Origin of the sequence: Bradyrhizobium sp. CB1717 (assembly GCF_029714325.1) — a bacterium.
Classification (GTDB): Bacteria; Pseudomonadota; Alphaproteobacteria; order Rhizobiales; family Xanthobacteraceae; genus Bradyrhizobium.
In genome coordinates, this window is the sequence record NZ_CP121666.1 from 2,175,292 (window position 1) to 2,191,207 (window position 15,916).

Genomic DNA, 15,916 nt, shown 5'->3' on the forward strand with positions numbered 1-15,916 from the left:
TTGACGGCTGCTTTGCCCCGTTCTTTTTCTTGGCGCGAATCCCGCTACATTGTGTCCTGCAATGTCCCGCGCGCCCAAACCTCTCTCCCTCACCACGACACAGGCCCGGCAAATCTGGCTGCATGCCCAGCGGCTGGATGAGCGCACCCCGTTCGGCGAGGGGCCGCAGGCCGTCGCCGACGCGGTCGCTCATCTCGGCTATGTCCAGATCGACACCATCAACGTCATCGAGCGCTGCCACCATCACATCCTGTTCAGCCGCATCCCGTCCTATCGCCGCGCCGATCTGCGCCAGGCCCAGAGCGCGGACAAAAGCGTGTTCGAATACTGGACCCATGCGCTCTCTTACATCCCGGCCGGCGACTTCCGCTTCTTTCTCCCCGCGATGCGCGAGCACCGCCGCGAGGGCCACAAATGGTACGCCTCGGTCAAGCCGGCCGACACGCGCAAGGTGATGCGGCTGCTGCGCGCCGGCCCGCTGACGATCCGCGACATCGAGGACGACGTGCTCACCGAGAAGGAGCACCTTTGGCAGAGCCGCAAGCCTTCGAAGCGGGCGTTGCAGCTCGCCTTCTACACCGGCGTTGCGACCATCAGCGAGCGCCAGGGCATGCTCAAGACCTATGAGCTGATGACGCGCCATTTCGGCTGGGACAAGCTCCCGAAGCCGGCCTCGAACAAGGACTTCACGGCCTATCTGCTCGACCGCGCGCTGCGCTCACAGGGCGTCGTCAGCCTGGATTCGATCTGCCATCTCGACGCGCCGCGCAAGAAAGCCGTGGCGGGAATGATCGCCACGCGCGTTCGCCGCGGCGAGCTCATCCCGGTCGCGATCGAGGGGGCCGGCAAGCAGGAGCATTGGGCCACGCCGGCGGCGCTGGAAACGAACGGCGAGGTGTCGCCCGATCTCGTCCACATCCTCTCGCCGTTCGATCCCCTGATCATCCAGCGCAAGCGCACCAACCTCATCTTCGGCTACAACCATCTGTTCGAGGCCTACGTGCCGAAGGCCAAGCGCAAGCTCGGCTATTTCGCGCTGCCGGTGCTGGTCGGCGACGAGATCGTCGCCGCGCTCGACCTCAAGACCGACCGGCAGGCAAAGAAGCTCCTGATGCAGAAATGGACCTGGGTCGGGCAGGGCAGGAAGACGGCGGGACGCAAGGAGCTCAAGCGCGTGATCGAGGACGAGCTCGGTCGCTTCGAGCGGTTTCAGCTGGCTGAGTGAGACCAGGCATCGGTCTCGCAGGGTGGGCAAAGGCGCGTCAGCGCCGTGCCCACCATCTGCTTGTGGTGGGCGCGCTTCGCTTTGCCCACCCTACAAGACCGCGTGTCGTGGCGAGCTGATCGATCCAAACGCCGAACGCAATCCCCACAGCATAGGCCACAAGATTCCACAGCGAGAATATCCGCCCGAGCAGCAGCGCGCCGGCGGTGGTGAGCCGGAATGCGTCGAGCCAGGGCACATGCGCCAGCCGGGAGAATTCCACGACGACCGCAATCACCATCGCGATGGCCGCGAGTTGCGTCCGCGTCAGCCGCGGCAGCAAGACCCCGACCAGCAAGAACACCATTGTCGCCCACAGCAGCGAGCCGCCGTACTTCACCACGAAGGCGGGGAGGCCAAGCGGAAAACTGTACCAGCGCAGGGACAGCCCGCAGGCGATCACGATCAACGCGAGGGCGGCGCGGACCAGCGATGTCCGGAGCGGTGCAATGGGGTTGACTGGTTGCGTCCCGTGCATTGCTCGCTCCATTGACTCTTTGCCCGCAATGCGGAAAACCGCGAGCCAGCCCATAAAAGCAACAACCCCGGGGGGAAAGCCATGAGCCAGACCACGACCTATGCCGGTTCCGCCGGCGCCGCCAAGAGCGAAATCGAGATCTCGACAATCCGCGCCATCTCCTGGCGCCTGATTCCGTTCCTGGTGCTGGCCTACTTCTTCTCCTATCTCGATCGCGTCAATCTCGGCTTCGCCGCGCTGACCATGAATGCGGAGCTGAAGTTCACGCCGCTGATCTTCTCCTGGGGCGCCGGCATCTTCTTCATCGGCTATTTCATCTTCGAGGTGCCGAGCAACCTCGCGCTGGAGAAGTTCGGCGCCAGCCGCTGGATCGCCCGCATCATGGTGACCTGGGGCATCATCTCCGCCTTGATGGCGATGGTCAGCGGCGTGACCAGCTTCTACGTCCTGCGCTTCCTGCTCGGCGTCGCCGAAGCCGGCTTCTTCCCCGGCATCATCCTCTATCTCACCTATTGGTATCCGGCCGAGTATCGCGCCCGCTTCCTCGCCGCCTTCGCCGTCGCGGTGCCGGTCTCGACCGTGATCGGCGCGCCGATCTCGGGCCTGCTGCTCGGGCTCGACGGTTTGATGGGGCTGAGGGGCTGGCAGTGGCTGTTCATCATCGAGGGCATTCCGTCCGTGCTGCTCGGCATCGTCACCTGGTTCTATCTCACCGACAAGCCGGAGAAGGCGGACTGGCTCTCGGTCGAGCAGAAGGCCTGGCTCAAGGCGAAGCTCGATTCGGAGATCGCGGCCAAGCAGGCGGTGAAGCATCTCTCGCTCGGCGAGGCGCTGTCCTCGCCCAAGGTGATCGCACTCAGCCTGATCTATTTCGGCTTCGTCGGCGCGCTCTACGGCATGCAGTTCTGGCTGCCGCAGATCGTCAAGGCGTTCGGCCTCACCAACGCGCAGACCGGCTTCGTCACCGCGATTCCGTACCTGTTCGGTACCATCGCCATGATCCTGTGGGCGCGGCATTCCGATGCGACGCGCGAACGCGTGATGCATGTCGGCGCGCCGCTGCTGCTCACGGCGGTCGCGCTCGGCGTCTCCTCCTATCTCACCGATCCCACCATGACGATGGTGGCGCTGACGGTGGCCGCGATCGGCGTGTTCTGCTGCTTCGGCGTGTTCTGGACCCTGCCGACCGCCTGGCTCTCCGGCACGGCCGCCGCCGGCGCCATCGCGCTGATCAACTCGATCGGCAACCTCGCCGGCTTCGGCGGCCCGTACCTGATCGGCTGGGTCAAGGAGGCCACGGGGCAGACCTCGACCGGTCTGCTCGTCCTCGCGGTCCTGCCGCTGCTCGCCGGCATCCTGGTGTTTGTGGGCGGCCACGACACCAAGCACGAGTTCGCCGGACAGGGGCGGTGAGAGCCGTGTGAACGGTCCCGTAGGGTCGGCAAAGCGCAGCGTGCCCACCAGACCGTTATTGTGATCCTCAAATGAGAGATGGTGGGCACGGCGCTACGCGCCTTTGCCCACCCTGCGGTATCTCGCCCGAGGCCCCGGATGCGCTGCGCTCCATCCGGTCTACGGGCGTCAGCCAGCCCTACAATCACACCCCCCGAAGGGTCCTTCCAATCCTTACCACCTCTTAACGATCACGCTTTCCTGATGACTGACGATTATTGACTTTTATCAGTGATTAGTCGACATTCCTCTCATTGCAGCCGCAGGAGTGTCCTCCGATGTTCGTCCGGTCCGTTTTGTCCAGCTATTCCAAGCTTTTGGCGGGTGTGTCGCTGGCCCTGATGGCCGCCACCCTGGCCGGGTGCAATGACACCGTCGCCGAAAAGGCCGAGCCGCCGCGGCCGGTTCTGGTCGCGACCGCCCATTATGACGCCGAGACCCCCGAGCGGAGCTTCGTCGGCACCGTCAGGCCCCGCATCGAGAGTGACCTGGGCTTCCGCGTCGCAGGTAAAGTTGCAAAACGCCTCGTGGAAGTCGGCCAGACCGTCGAGATCGGCCAGCCGCTCGCGACCCTCGACGAGGTCGACCTGAAGCTCCAGGCCGAGCAGGCCTTGGCTGAACAGACCGCCGCCACCGGCGTGCTGGCCCAGGCCGCCGCCGCCGAGCAACGCGCCAAGGATCTGAAGGCCAAGGGCTGGACCACCGACGCGCAGATGGATTCGAGCCGCGCTTCCGCCGACGAGGCGCGCGCCCGTCTGAACCGCGCCGAGCGCGCGCTCGAGCTGAGCAAGAATTCCCTTTCCTACGCGACGCTTGCTGCCGACGCCCGTGGCGTCGTCACCGCAACGCTGATCGAGCCCGGCCAGGTGGTCGCCGCGGGCCAGGCTTCGATCCGTGTCGCCCGCTTTGCCGAAAAGGAAGCGGTCGTCGCGATCCCTGAGACGCTGGTTGGACGCGCCAAGTCGGGCGTCGCCAGCGTCACTCTTTGGTCGGAGCCGGACAAGAAGTACGCAGCGAAGCTGCGCGAGATCGCGCCGGCCGCCGATCCGGCCACGCGCACCTATCTCGCAAAATTCTCGCTGCCCGAGGCCGACGACAAGGTTGCGCTCGGCATGACCGCGACGCTGACGCTGTCGGACGCCGCCACCGAGCGCGTCGCGCGGCTGCCGCTGTCGGCGCTGTTCAACGAAGGCGGCAAGCCGTCCTTCTACGTCGTCGACGACAACGGCGCGGTCACGCTCAAGCCGGTAACGGTGAAGTCCTACGAGAGCAACGACGTCGTCATCACCGGCGGTGTCGACGAGGGCGCCAAGATCGTCGCCCTCGGCGTGCAGAAGCTCGATCCGGGCCAGCGGGTGCGGGTCGTGTCGTCTCTTTCTTTCTAACCGCCGTCATTCCGGGCACGCGTAGCGTGAACCCGGAATCTCGAGATTCCGGGTCTGGTCCTTCGGACCATCCCGGAATGACAAGAGAGTGAGTTACGTCGTGTGAGGTGAGTTTCGGCCTTTGTCCCTAAGCAAAGGCTGAAGCGGCGAAGCGATCCAGAATCTGCCCAGCCCCCTGGATTGCTTCGCTGCCTCGCGACGACGGTTTGAACAGAGCGGCTGTCGTTGTTTGCAACTGGATCGTCTTTTCGGAGAGAGCGATGAAGCGCTTCAACCTTTCGGCCTGGGCCGTCAGCCATCCGACGCTGGTTCTCTTCCTGATGCTCGTGCTCGGCGTCGCCGGCTTCTTCTCCTATGAGAAGCTCGGCCGCGCCGAGGATCCTTTCTTCACGGTGAAGGTGGTCAACGTCTCCGTGATCTGGCCCGGCGCGACCGCGCAGGAGATGCAGACCCAGGTCGCCGATCCCATCGAGAAGAAGATCCAGGAGCTGCCCTATTTCGAGAAGGTGCAGACCTACTCGAAGCCCGCCTTCACCGCGCTCCAGGTCACCTTCCGCGACTCGACGCCGCCGAAGGACGTGCCGTACCTCTTCTATCTGCTGCGCAAGAAGCTGGTCGACGTGCAGGGCCAGCTGCCGTCCGGCATCCTCGGGCCCGTCGTCAACGACGAGTTCTCCGACGTCGATTCCATTCTCTACATGATGACCGGCGACGGCGCCGACTATGCTCAGCTCAAGAAGGTCTCCGAAGGTTTTCGCCAGCGCCTCTTGAAGGTGCCCGGCGTCACCAAGGTCGACGTCTACGGTAATCAGGACGAGCGGATCTTCGTCGAGTTCAGTCACGCCAAGCTCGCCACCCTCGGCATCACGCCGCAGGCGCTGTTCGATTCGCTCGCCAAGCAGAACAACGTGACCCCCGCCGGCACGGTCGAGACCTCGTCACAGCGCGTGCCGCTGCGCGTCACCGGCGCGCTCGACGGCGCCAAGGCCGTGGCCGAGACCCCCGTCGAGAGCAACGGCCGCGTGTTCCGCCTCGGCGACATCGCCACCGTCACCCACGGCTATGTCGATCCGCCGAGCTTCGTCGTCCGCCAGGAAGGCAAGGCCGCGATCGGCATCGGCGTCGTCACCGCCAAGGGCGCCAACATCCTCGAGCTCGGCAAGGAGGTCGAGAAGGCGACTAGCGAGTTCATGAAGGCCGTGCCGCAGGGCATCGACGTCAAGCTGATCGCCGACCAGCCCAAGGTGGTCGAGCACGCCGTCGGCGAGTTCGTGCACTCCTTCATGGAAGCGCTCGTCATCGTGCTGTTCGTCTCGTTCCTGGCGCTCGGCTGGCGCACCGGCATCGTGGTCGCGCTGTCGGTGCCGCTGGTGCTCGGCATCGTCTTCATCGTCATGAACACGATGTCGCTCGACCTGCACCGCATCACGCTGGGTGCGCTGATCATCGCGCTCGGCCTGCTCGTCGACGACGCCATCATCGCGGTCGAGATGATGGTCGTGAAGATGGAGCAGGGCTGGGATCGCATGCGCGCGGCGTCCTTTGCCTGGGAATCAACTGCGTTTCCGATGCTCACGGGAACGCTGGTCACGGCCGCTGGCTTCCTCCCCATCGGCTTTGCCAATTCGGCGGTCGGCGAATACGCCGGCAGCATCTTCTGGATCGTGGCGATCGCGCTGGTCGCCTCCTGGTTCGTGGCGGTGATCTTCACGCCCTATATCGGCGTCAAGCTGCTGCCGGAGATGAAGGCGCACCACAACCACGATCCGCACGCGGTCTACGAGACCCGCATGTACCGGGGCCTGCGCGCCATCGTGCAATGGTGCGTCAACCACCGCATTACCGTGGTGGTCGCGACCGTCGGCGTCTTCATTGCCTCGATCGTCGGCTTCGGCCATGTCCAGCAGCAATTCTTCCCGCTGTCGGAGCGGCCCGAGCTGTTCCTCCAGCTCCGCCTGCCTGAGGGCACCGCCTTCAACGTCACCGAGAAGTCGGTGAAGAAGGCCGAGACGCTGCTCAAGGACGACAAGGACATCGAGACCTATACGTCCTATGTCGGCCAGGGCTCGCCGCGCTTCTGGCTCGGCCTCAACCCGCAGCTCCCGAACGAGGCCTTTGCCGAGATCGTCATCGTCGCCAAGGGCGTCGAGGCGCGCGAGCGCATCAAGGCCAAGATCGAGGGCGCGGCGGCCGATGGCTTCCTGTCCGAGGCGCGCGTCCGCGTCGACCGCTTCAACTTCGGTCCGCCGGTCGGCTTCCCCGTGCAGTTCCGCGTGATCGGCCCCGATGCCAACAAGGTGCGCGAGATCGCCTACCAGGTCCGCGACGTCATGCGCCAGAACAAGAGCGTCAAGGATGTCCAGCTCGACTGGAACGAGCAGTCACCCTACCTGAAGCTCGTCGTCGACCAGGATCGCGCCCGCGCCATGGGCCTGACCCCGCAGGACGTCTCGCAGGCGCTCGCGATGCTGATCTCGGGCTCGCAGGTCACCACCGTGCGTGACGGCATCGAGAAGGTCGGCGTGGTCGCCCGTGCGATCCCGTCCGAGCGTCTCGACCTCGGCGGCGTCGGCGACCTCACCATCACCTCGCGCAACGGCGTCGCCGTGCCGCTGCAGCAGATCGCCAAGATCGAATATGCCCATGAGGAGCCGATCATGTGGCGGCGTAACCGCGACATGGCGATCACCGTGCGCTCCGACGTCGTCGACGGCGTGCAGGCGCCCGACATCACCAACCAGATCACGCCGAAGCTGAAGGCGATCAAGGATCATCTCGAGCCGGCCTACCGGATCGAGGCAGGCGGCGCGTTCGAAGAGTCTGCCAAGGGCAACGCCTCGATCTTCATCCTCTTCCCGGTGATGGTCATGGTGATGCTGACGCTGCTGATGATCCAGCTGCAGAGCTTCTCGCGCCTGATCCTGGTGTTCCTGACCGCGCCGCTCGGCATCGTCGGCGCCTCCCTCGGCCTCAACGTCGCCAATGCCCCGTTCGGCTTCGTGGCGCTGCTCGGCCTGATCGCGCTCGCCGGCATGATCATGCGCAACGCGGTCATCCTGGTCGATCAGATCGAGACCGACGTCTCCCACGGCCTGACCCGGCGCGAGGCGATCGTGGAGGCGACCGTCCGCCGTGCCCGCCCGGTGGTGCTGACGGCGCTCGCCGCGATCCTGGCCATGATCCCGCTGTCGCGCTCGGCCTTCTGGGGCCCGATGGCGATCACCATCATGGGCGGCCTGTTTGTCGCGACATTCCTGACGCTGCTGTACCTGCCTGGCCTCTATGCCCTCTGGTTCCGCAAGAGCCTGGACGAGGCGGGCACCCCTGAGCAGCCTGCCGCGCCGCAGCATGGGAGCGATGACCAGCACGCAATTCCGCTTGCCGAAGCGGCTGAATAGATGAGAAGAGTGCTGATTGACGAGTCCTGACAGATGACACTGGTTGCGGAACATATCGAAGGCGACACCCGGGATCGTATCCTCGAGGTGGCCGAGCGGCTGTTCCGCCAGATCGGCTATCAGAAGACCACGGTCGGCGACATCGCCAAGGAGCTCCGGATGAGCCCCGCCAACGTGTATCGCTTCTTCGAATCGAAGAAGGCGATCCACCAGGCGGTGGCGCGGAGCCTGATGGGCGAGGTCGAGCTGGAGGCGCAGCGGATTGTGACCCGGCCCGGCCCGGTGCTCCCGCGCTTCCGCGAGCTGCTCACCACCATCCATCGCATGAACACTGAGCGCTATGTCGGCGATAACAAGCTGCACGAGATGGTCGCGATCGCGATGGAGGAGGACTGGGACGTCTGCGTCGCCCATATGGAGTGCATCGCCGGCGTCATCGGCCAGATGATCGCGCAAGGTGTCGCCTCCGGCGAGTTCGAGGCGCCGGACCTGCAACTGGCCTCGCTGTGCGCCTGCACCGCGATGATCCGCTTCTTCCACCCCCAGATGATCGCCCAGTGCGCCACCAAGCCGGGTCCGACCATCGACCAGATGATCGATTTCGTCATCGCGGGTCTGTCGCCGCGCCACTGACGGGCGGAGAAATCTCTCCTATAAGCAGGCTGACGTAGCCCGGATGGAGCGAAGCGTAATCCGGGATGGTCCAGCGTTGCGCTGGCGGCCCCGGATTACGCTTCGCTCCATCCGGGCTACAAGGATGAGGAAAGCCCCGCGGTGACCGACAAAGACCTTTACTTCTACGAGCCCTCCAAGGGCCACGGCCTCAAGCACGATCCCTTCAACGCCATCATCGCGCCACGCCCGATCGGCTGGATCTCCTCCCGCGACACCAAGGGCCACATCAACCTCGCGCCCTACAGCTTCTTCAATGCCTTCTGCTACGTGCCGCCGATCATCGGCTTCTCCTCGACCAACTGGAAGGACACGGTGGCGAACATGGAGCAGACCCGGGAGTTCGTCTGGAATCTCACCACGATGGACCTCGCCAAGAGCATGAACGCGACCGCCGCGCATGTCGCCCCCGAGGTCGATGAGTTCAAGCTCGCAGGCCTGACCGCCGTGCCCGGCAAGCTCGTCAACGTGCCGCGTGTGGCTGAGAGCCCGGTCGCCTTCGAGTGCAAGGTGTCCGACATCGTCCGCCTCAAGGGCGCCGACGGCAAGGAGGCCGACGCCTGGCTGACGCTGGGCGAGGTCGTCGCCGTCCATATCGACAAGGCCATGATCAAGGACGGCGTCTACCAGACCGCCGCCGCCCGCCCCATCGTCCGCGCCGGCCGCCGCGGCGATTATTTCGAGATCAAGCCGGAAAACATGTTCGAGATGGTGCGGCCGGATTAGGCCGGGCCGCACTCTCTCCACACCGTCATTCCGGGGCGCGCCGCCAGGCGCGAGCCCGGAATCCATTCATCGACCAACGCTGCCGCACGATGGATTCTCAGGTGCGCAATTGCGCACCATAGCTCACGCTTCGCGTGCCCCGGAATGACAGCGGGGCATTCCGCTCCCTTCCCCCTTCCCCGGAACTGCCACCACGCCCCGGCCGTTATGGCCTGGGCGGCCGCCCGGCCGCGTCAATTCGCTTGTTTTTGCCCGTGAAGTGTTCACGCACCCCCGCCAGTTTCCGCTAAAATGCCCTGTCACCGCGCCGATGCATGAGGTCCGCCATGAGCTTCCGCCGCGACACCATCACCAAGCCGATCTTCTCCTGGGCGCGCGGCGTGCTGCCGGCGATGTCCGACACCGAGCGCGAGGCGCTGGAGGCGGGCGACGTCTGGTGGGATGCCGATCTCTTCACCGGCGATCCCGACTGGACGAAACTGCTGAAAATCGCGCCGGCCAAATTGACCGACGAGGAGCAGGCCTTCCTGAGCGGCCCCGTCGACGAGCTCTGCGCCATGCTCGACGAGTGGAAGATCTTCTGGGAATGGCGCGACCTGCCGCAGGACGTCTGGCACTTCGTCAAGCGCGAAAAGTTCTTCGGCATGATCATTCCGAAGGAGTTTGGTGGCCTCGGCTTCTCGCCCTACGCGCATTCGGAAGTGGTGCGCAAGATATCGACCCGCTCGATCGCCGCGGCCGTCACCGTGATGGTGCCGAACTCGCTGGGGCCCGGCGAGCTCTTGATGCGCTTCGGCACGAAAGAGCAGCAGGAGCGCTGGCTGCCACGCCTGGCCGATGGCCGCGACATCCCCTGCTTCGGCCTCACCAGCCCCGAGGCCGGCTCGGATGCCGCCTCGATGGTCGATACGGGCATCATCTGCAAGGGCAACTTCGATGGCCGCGAGGTCGTTGGTCTCAGGCTCAACTGGCACAAGCGCTACATTACGCTCGGCCCGGTCGCGACGCTGCTGGGTCTGGCCTTCAAGGCCCATGATCCCGATCATCTGGTCGGCGATCAGGAAGAGCTCGGCATCACCGTGGCGCTGATCCCGACGAACTTGCCCGGCGTCGAGATCGGCCAGCGCCATCTGCCCTCGATGCAGGTGTTCCAGAACGGCCCGAATTGGGGCCGCGACGTCTTCATTCCGCTCGATTACGTCATCGGCGGCCAGGAGCGTCTCGGGCAGGGTTGGAAGATGCTGATGACCGCGCTCGCAGCCGGCCGCGGTATCTCGCTGCCGTCACTGTCCGCGGCCGGCGCTGCCTATGCCGCGCGCACCACCGGCGCCTATGCCCGTATCCGCGAGCAGTTCGGCATCTCGATCTCCAAGTTCGAGGGCGTCGAGGAGCCGCTCGCGCGCATCGTCGCCACCGCCTATCAGCTCGACGCGGCGCGGCGGCTGACCTGCGCGGCGCTGAATGCCGGCGTTCATCCCGCCGTCATCTCCGGCATCATGAAGCTGCACGCGACCGAGCGGATGCGCACCGCGGTCGACGACGCCATGGACATTCACGGCGGCAAGGCCGTGATCGACGGTCCGCAGAACTATCTCGGCAATCTGCATCGCGCCGTGCCGGTCGGCATCACGGTCGAGGGCGCCAACATCCTGACCCGCAATCTCATCGTATTCGGGCAGGGCGCCATCCGCGCCCATCCCTATCTTCTCGACGAGATGAATGCGCTTGCGGACACCGATCGCGAGCGAGGGCTCACCGCGTTCGACGCCGCGTTCTGGAAGCACGTCGGCCACAGTTTTCAGACGCTGTTCCGCGCCTTCGGCCGTAGCTGGACGTTTGGCGCTTTTGCAATGGCGCCAGACGCGGGCGATGCCACGCCATTCTACCGCCAGCTCTCGCGCTATTCGGCGGCCTTCGCGCTCTGCGCCGACATGGCGCTGCTGACGCTCGGCGGCGCGCTCAAGCGCAAGGAGATGCTGTCGGCGCGGTTCGGCGACATTCTCTCCGAACTGTATCTGCTTTCGGCCGTCCTGAAGCGATGGCAGGACGAGGGGCGGCAGAAGGAGGACTTTGCCGCGCTGGAATGGTGCATGGCGACCGGCTTCAAGACCATCGAGAACCGGCTTGCCGAAATCCTCGCCAACCTGCCGAACCGCTTCGTCGCCGGCTTCCTCAAGCTCGTGGTCCAGCCTTTCGGCGCGCGCGTGCTCGGCCCGTCCGACCGCGTCGTGCATCGATGCGCTGGCATCGTGCTGGAGCCGTCGGCCGCGCGCGAGCGCCTCACGCCGGATCTCGCGCATGTTGACGACGACGGCGGTTTCGCCCGGCTGGAGCGTGCGTTCAAGCTGGTCGCGGGCGCCGACGCGATCGCCAAGCGCATGCGCGCCGCGCATATCCGCGACTCGAAGGAGGCCGTCACCAAGGGCGTGATTACGCAGGCCGAGGGCGAACAACTGGCGGCTGCTCACGAAGCCGTCACAAAAGTCATCGAGGTCGACGATTTTGCGCCAGAGGCGCTGTCGCCGATTTACAAGAAAACCGGCGACGTGCATCAGTTCTTCCAGGAACTCGGTGAGCAGAGGGCGGCAAGCTGATGGCACGACCGGTTTTCATCGTCGACGGCAGCCGGACGCCGTTTCTGAAGGCACGCTCGGGGCCGGGGCCGTTCACGCCGGTCGATCTTGCCGTGCAATGCGGTCGGCCGCTGCTGGCCCGCCAGCCGTTTTCGCCAGATGATTTCGACCAGGTCATCCTCGGCTGCGTCAACGTGATCGCGGACGAGATGAACCCGGCCCGCGTCGCCGCGCTCCGGCTCGGCATGGGCGAGGACATGGTTGCCTTCACCGTGCAGATCAATTGCGGCTCCGGCATGCAATCGATCGACACCGCCTACCGCTACATCCGCGAAGGCCATGCGGACATGATCCTGGCCGGCGGCACCGAGGCGCTGAGCCATGCGCCGCTGGTCTGGTCGAATTCCGGTGTGCGCTGGTTCGCAGGTCTCGCCACGGCCAAGGGCGTGGCGGCGAAGCTCGCCGCGTTCAAGCTGCGGCCGCGTTATCTCAAGCCGATCATCGGCCTCGAGCGCGGGCTGACCGATCCCGTCACCGACCTGAACATGGGGCAGACCGCCGAGGTCGTCGGCCATCTCTTCGGCATCACCCGCGCCCAGTCCGATGCCTACGCGGCCGAGAGCCACCGCCGGCTCGCGCACGCGCAGGCCGAGGGTTATCTGAAAGGCGAGGTCGAGACCGCGTTCTCCCGCGACGGCAAGTTCTTCGACCATGACGACGGTGTGCGGCCGGACTCGACGGCCGAGTCTCTCGCGAAACTGAGGCCCGTGTTCGAGCGCCCCTGGGGCCAGGTCACCGCCGGCAATTCCTCGCAGATCACCGACGGCGCCTCCTGGGTGATCCTTGCTTCCGATGCGGCTGTAGCCAAGCACAAGCTGGAGCCAAAGGCTGTCATCGTCGACAGCCATTGGGCTGCGCTAGATCCAAGCATCATGGGGCTTGGTCCCGTGATGTCGGCGACACCGCTGCTCCAGCGCAATGACCTCACCATCAAGGACGTCGAGACCTGGGAGCTGAACGAAGCCTTCGCCACCCAGGTGCTCGGCTGCCTCGCCGCGTGGAACGACGAAAAATTCTGCCGCGAGATTCTTGGGCTCGACGGTGCCGCCGGCGAGATCGATCGTGAAAGGCTCAATGTCGATGGCGGCGCGATCTCGCTCGGCCATCCCGTCGGCACCTCCGGCAACCGCATCGTGCTGCATCTCGTCAACGCGATGAAGCGGCTCGGCACGCGGCGCGGGGTTGCCACCGAATGCATCGGCGGCGGGCTCGGCGGCGCCATGCTGATCGAGGCGGTGTGACCATGGATTCCAAGATCATGACCGCCCTCGGCGACCGCGTCCTGACGCTCGGGCCGCAGCCTGCGGCCGACGGTCCCTACAAGCACTTCAAGCTGACGCGCGATGCCGACGGCGTTGCCTGGCTGTTGTTCGACCGTGACGGCGCCAGCGCCAACACGCTCTCTTCGGACGTGATGGAGGAATTCGACGCCGCGCTCGCGGCGATCGAGACCGAGCGTCCCGCCGGCCTCGTGATCCGCTCGGCAAAACCATCCGGCTTCATCGCGGGAGCCGACGTCAACGAGTTTCGCGGAGCGGCCGATCCCGAGATGGTGGAAACGCGCATCCGCGCCGCGCATGCGGTGGTCGACCATCTGGAAGCACTAAAGCTGCCGACGGTCGCGGTCATCCACGGCTTCTGTCTCGGCGGCGGCCTCGAGGTCGCGCTGGCCTGTCAGGCACGCATCGCCATCGATGGCGCGCGCTTCGGCTTCCCGGAGGTGATGCTCGGCCTGCATCCCGGCCTCGGTGGCACCGCGCGCTTCACCGCGCTGGTCAATCCGACCCAGTCGATGGCCTTGATGCTGACCGGCCGCACCATCGATGCGCGCCGTGCCAAATCGCTCGGCCTCGTCGACACCGTGACGCAGGAGCGCCATGTCCGTGGTGCCGTGAAGGACGTGCTGTTCGGTCGCCTGAAGCGGGCCAAGCCCGGCCTGCTGGCGCGCGCGGCCAATCTCGGGCCGGTGCGCGGACTGCTGGCCAAACGGATGCGCTCGGAGGCGGCGAAAGCTGCCCCCCGCGAGCATTATCCCGCGCCTTACGCGCTGATCGATCTCTGGGAGGCTCATGGCGGTAGCAAGGCCGCGATGCTGAAGGCCGAGCAGGCCTCGTTCGCCAAGCTGATGGTGACGCCGACCGCGCAGAACCTGATCCGCGTCTTCTTCCTGCGCGAGCAGATGAAGAAGGCGGCGGGCTCCGGCAATACGGTGAAGCATGTCCACGTCATCGGCGCCGGTGCCATGGGCGGCGACATCGCGGGGTGGTGTGCGGGGCAGGGGCTGCGCGTCTCGCTCGCCGACATGAAGGCGGCGCCGATCGCGGGCGCGGTCAAGCGCGCGGCCGAGCTCTACGGCAAGATCATCCGCAAGCCCACCGACGTGCGCGACGCGCTCGATCGCCTGATCCCTGACATGGACGGCGAGGGCGTCCGCAACGCCGATCTCATCATCGAGGCGGTGCCGGAAAAGCTCGAGCTGAAGCAGAAGGTCTATGCCGGCCTCGAGCCGCGGATGAAGCCGGGCGCGATCCTCGCGACCAATACGTCGAGCATTCCGCTTCAGGATCTGCGCACCACGCTGGCGCGGCCGGAGCGGCTGGTCGGCCTGCATTTCTTCAATCCGGTCTCGCGGCTGCAACTGGTCGAGGTCGTCAGTCATGACGGCAACGACGCACGGGTGCTCAAGGAAGCGCTCGCCTTCGTCGGCGCGATCGACCGCCTGCCGCTCGCCGTGAAGAGCTCGCCCGGCTTCCTGGTCAACCGCGCGCTGACGCCGTACATGCTCGAAGCCATGGTGATGCTGGACGAGAAGACCGACCAGCGCCTGATCGACGCGGCGGCCGAGCAGTTCGGCATGCCGATGGGTCCGATCGAGCTTGCCGACCAGGTCGGCCTCGACATCTGCCTCGACGTCGGCGACATGCTGCGCACCAAGTTCGGTGATCTCTTGCCGCCGACGCCGGCCTGGCTGCGCGAGAAGGTGGCCAAGGGCGAGCTCGGCCGCAAGACCGGCAAGGGCTTCTACACCTGGAAGGACGGCAAGGCGGAGAAGGCGCCGTTGCCGGAGACCGGCCCGCGCGTCACCGACCAGATGATCGATCGCCTGGTGCTGCCGATGTCCAATGTCTGCGTCGCGGCGCTGCGCGAGGGCATCGTCGACGATGCGGATGCGGTCGACGGCGCCATGATCTTCGGCACGGGTTATGCACCATTCCGCGGTGGTCCGCTCAACTATGCGCGCACGCGCGGCGTGGAAAACATTGTATCCACCCTGCGTGCGCTGGCGGAGCGATTCGGCGAGCGCTTCGCGCCCGATCCGGGCTGGGACAATTTCAAGTGAGCAATTCCAAGTGAGAGAGGCATGAGCGAGCAATCCAATACCGGACCGAGCGGCGATCTCTGCATCCGTACGCTGGCGATGCCGGCCGATACCAACGCGAACGGCGACATCTTCGGCGGCTGGCTGCTCAGCCAGATGGACGTCGGCGGCGGCGTGTTTGCATCGAAGGTCGCGAAGTCGCGCACGGTCACGGTTGCGATCGAGGCGATGAATTTTCGAAAAGCGGTCTATGTCGGCGATCTCGTCTCCGTCTACGCCAACCTCGTGCGTGTGGGGCGCACGTCCATCACCGTGCATCTGGAAGCGTGGGCGCTGCGCCGCGGCGAGCAGCATCCGTTCCTCGTCACCGACGGTAACTTCACCTACGTCTCGATCGACGAGCACGGCCGACCGCAGGCGGTTCGTTCGAGCGACACTGTCATCGCGACGTAATCGCGCGCGGCGCTCTGTCTCGTCTCACGAAAACTTGCTGCAAACGAAACGCGGCGCGCGTGAGTCATCGCGTCGCGGCTTCGCCAAGAACCAGTCATAAAACGGATGAGGTCCCGGCGTACTCAATTGCCTGTCG

At 65.6% G+C, this 15,916-nt stretch carries 11 protein-coding genes; 10 read left to right on the plus strand and 1 reads right to left on the minus strand.

Annotation, left to right across the window (positions count from 1 at the left end; genetic code table 11):
- The first annotated feature begins 61 nt into the window (after positions 1 to 61).
- On the plus strand, positions 62 to 1,225 hold the full coding sequence (locus QA649_RS10340) for a crosslink repair DNA glycosylase YcaQ family protein (protein WP_283024083.1): 1,164 nt from the start codon (positions 62 to 64) through the stop codon (positions 1,223 to 1,225).
- A 37-nt stretch (positions 1,226 to 1,262) separates the two neighbouring features.
- On the opposite strand, the gene QA649_RS10345 is transcribed toward QA649_RS10340, so the two are convergent.
- A complete protein-coding gene (locus QA649_RS10345) occupies positions 1,263 to 1,742 on the minus strand; it encodes a DUF2809 domain-containing protein (RefSeq protein WP_283026007.1) in 480 nt (159 codons plus the stop codon).
- 81 nt (positions 1,743 to 1,823) lie between these two features.
- Between QA649_RS10345 and QA649_RS10350 the strand changes: the two genes are divergently transcribed.
- The 9 genes from QA649_RS10350 (at position 1,824) to QA649_RS10390 (ending at position 15,780) form a co-directional block, all read left to right on the plus strand.
- On the plus strand, positions 1,824 to 3,155 hold the full coding sequence (locus tag QA649_RS10350) for an MFS transporter (protein ID WP_283024084.1): 1,332 nt from the start codon (positions 1,824 to 1,826) through the stop codon (positions 3,153 to 3,155).
- A gap of 317 nt (positions 3,156 to 3,472) precedes the next feature.
- Positions 3,473 to 4,579, plus strand: coding sequence for an efflux RND transporter periplasmic adaptor subunit (locus QA649_RS10355; protein ID WP_260385620.1), 1,107 nt, complete (start codon positions 3,473 to 3,475; stop codon positions 4,577 to 4,579).
- Between the two features lie 260 nt (positions 4,580 to 4,839).
- Positions 4,840 to 7,977, plus strand: coding sequence for an efflux RND transporter permease subunit (locus QA649_RS10360; protein WP_283024085.1), 3,138 nt, complete (start codon positions 4,840 to 4,842; stop codon positions 7,975 to 7,977).
- A gap of 33 nt (positions 7,978 to 8,010) precedes the next feature.
- Positions 8,011 to 8,610 (plus strand): TetR family transcriptional regulator, encoded by a 600-nt coding sequence (locus QA649_RS10365; protein ID WP_283024086.1) that lies wholly within the window; start codon positions 8,011 to 8,013, stop codon positions 8,608 to 8,610.
- Between the two features lie 141 nt (positions 8,611 to 8,751).
- Positions 8,752 to 9,375, plus strand: coding sequence for a flavin reductase family protein (locus tag QA649_RS10370; RefSeq protein ID WP_283024087.1), 624 nt, complete (start codon positions 8,752 to 8,754; stop codon positions 9,373 to 9,375).
- 326 nt (positions 9,376 to 9,701) lie between these two features.
- On the plus strand, positions 9,702 to 11,969 hold the full coding sequence (locus tag QA649_RS10375) for an acyl-CoA dehydrogenase (protein WP_283024088.1): 2,268 nt from the start codon (positions 9,702 to 9,704) through the stop codon (positions 11,967 to 11,969).
- A complete protein-coding gene (locus QA649_RS10380) occupies positions 11,969 to 13,249 on the plus strand; it encodes an acetyl-CoA C-acetyltransferase (RefSeq protein ID WP_283024089.1) in 1,281 nt (426 codons plus the stop codon). Before QA649_RS10375 ends, QA649_RS10380 begins: the two co-directional genes overlap by 1 nt.
- A 2-nt stretch (positions 13,250 to 13,251) precedes the next feature.
- Positions 13,252 to 15,348 (plus strand): 3-hydroxyacyl-CoA dehydrogenase NAD-binding domain-containing protein, encoded by a 2,097-nt coding sequence (locus QA649_RS10385; protein WP_283024090.1) that lies wholly within the window; start codon positions 13,252 to 13,254, stop codon positions 15,346 to 15,348.
- 21 nt (positions 15,349 to 15,369) lie between these two features.
- Entirely contained in the window at positions 15,370 to 15,780 is a 411-nt protein-coding gene (locus tag QA649_RS10390; protein ID WP_260385615.1) for an acyl-CoA thioesterase, read from the plus strand.
- Positions 15,781 to 15,916 lie beyond the last annotated feature (136 nt).

Bases quoted from the DNA above. Each gene is read 5' to 3' on its own strand.
- QA649_RS10340 (WP_283024083.1), top strand. From the start codon at position 62: ATGTCCCGCGCGCCCAAACCTCTCTCCCTCACCACGACACAGGCCCGG.
- QA649_RS10345 (WP_283026007.1), bottom strand. From the start codon at position 1,742: ATGCACGGGACGCAACCAGTCAACCCCATTGCACCGCTCCGGACATCG.
- QA649_RS10350 (WP_283024084.1), top strand. From the start codon at position 1,824: ATGAGCCAGACCACGACCTATGCCGGTTCCGCCGGCGCCGCCAAGAGC.
- QA649_RS10355 (WP_260385620.1), top strand. From the start codon at position 3,473: ATGTTCGTCCGGTCCGTTTTGTCCAGCTATTCCAAGCTTTTGGCGGGT.
- QA649_RS10360 (WP_283024085.1), top strand. From the start codon at position 4,840: ATGAAGCGCTTCAACCTTTCGGCCTGGGCCGTCAGCCATCCGACGCTG.
- QA649_RS10365 (WP_283024086.1), top strand. From the start codon at position 8,011: ATGACACTGGTTGCGGAACATATCGAAGGCGACACCCGGGATCGTATC.
- QA649_RS10375 (WP_283024088.1), top strand. From the start codon at position 9,702: ATGAGCTTCCGCCGCGACACCATCACCAAGCCGATCTTCTCCTGGGCG.
- QA649_RS10380 (WP_283024089.1), top strand. From the start codon at position 11,969: ATGGCACGACCGGTTTTCATCGTCGACGGCAGCCGGACGCCGTTTCTG.
- QA649_RS10385 (WP_283024090.1), top strand. From the start codon at position 13,252: ATGGATTCCAAGATCATGACCGCCCTCGGCGACCGCGTCCTGACGCTC.
- QA649_RS10390 (WP_260385615.1), top strand. From the start codon at position 15,370: ATGAGCGAGCAATCCAATACCGGACCGAGCGGCGATCTCTGCATCCGT.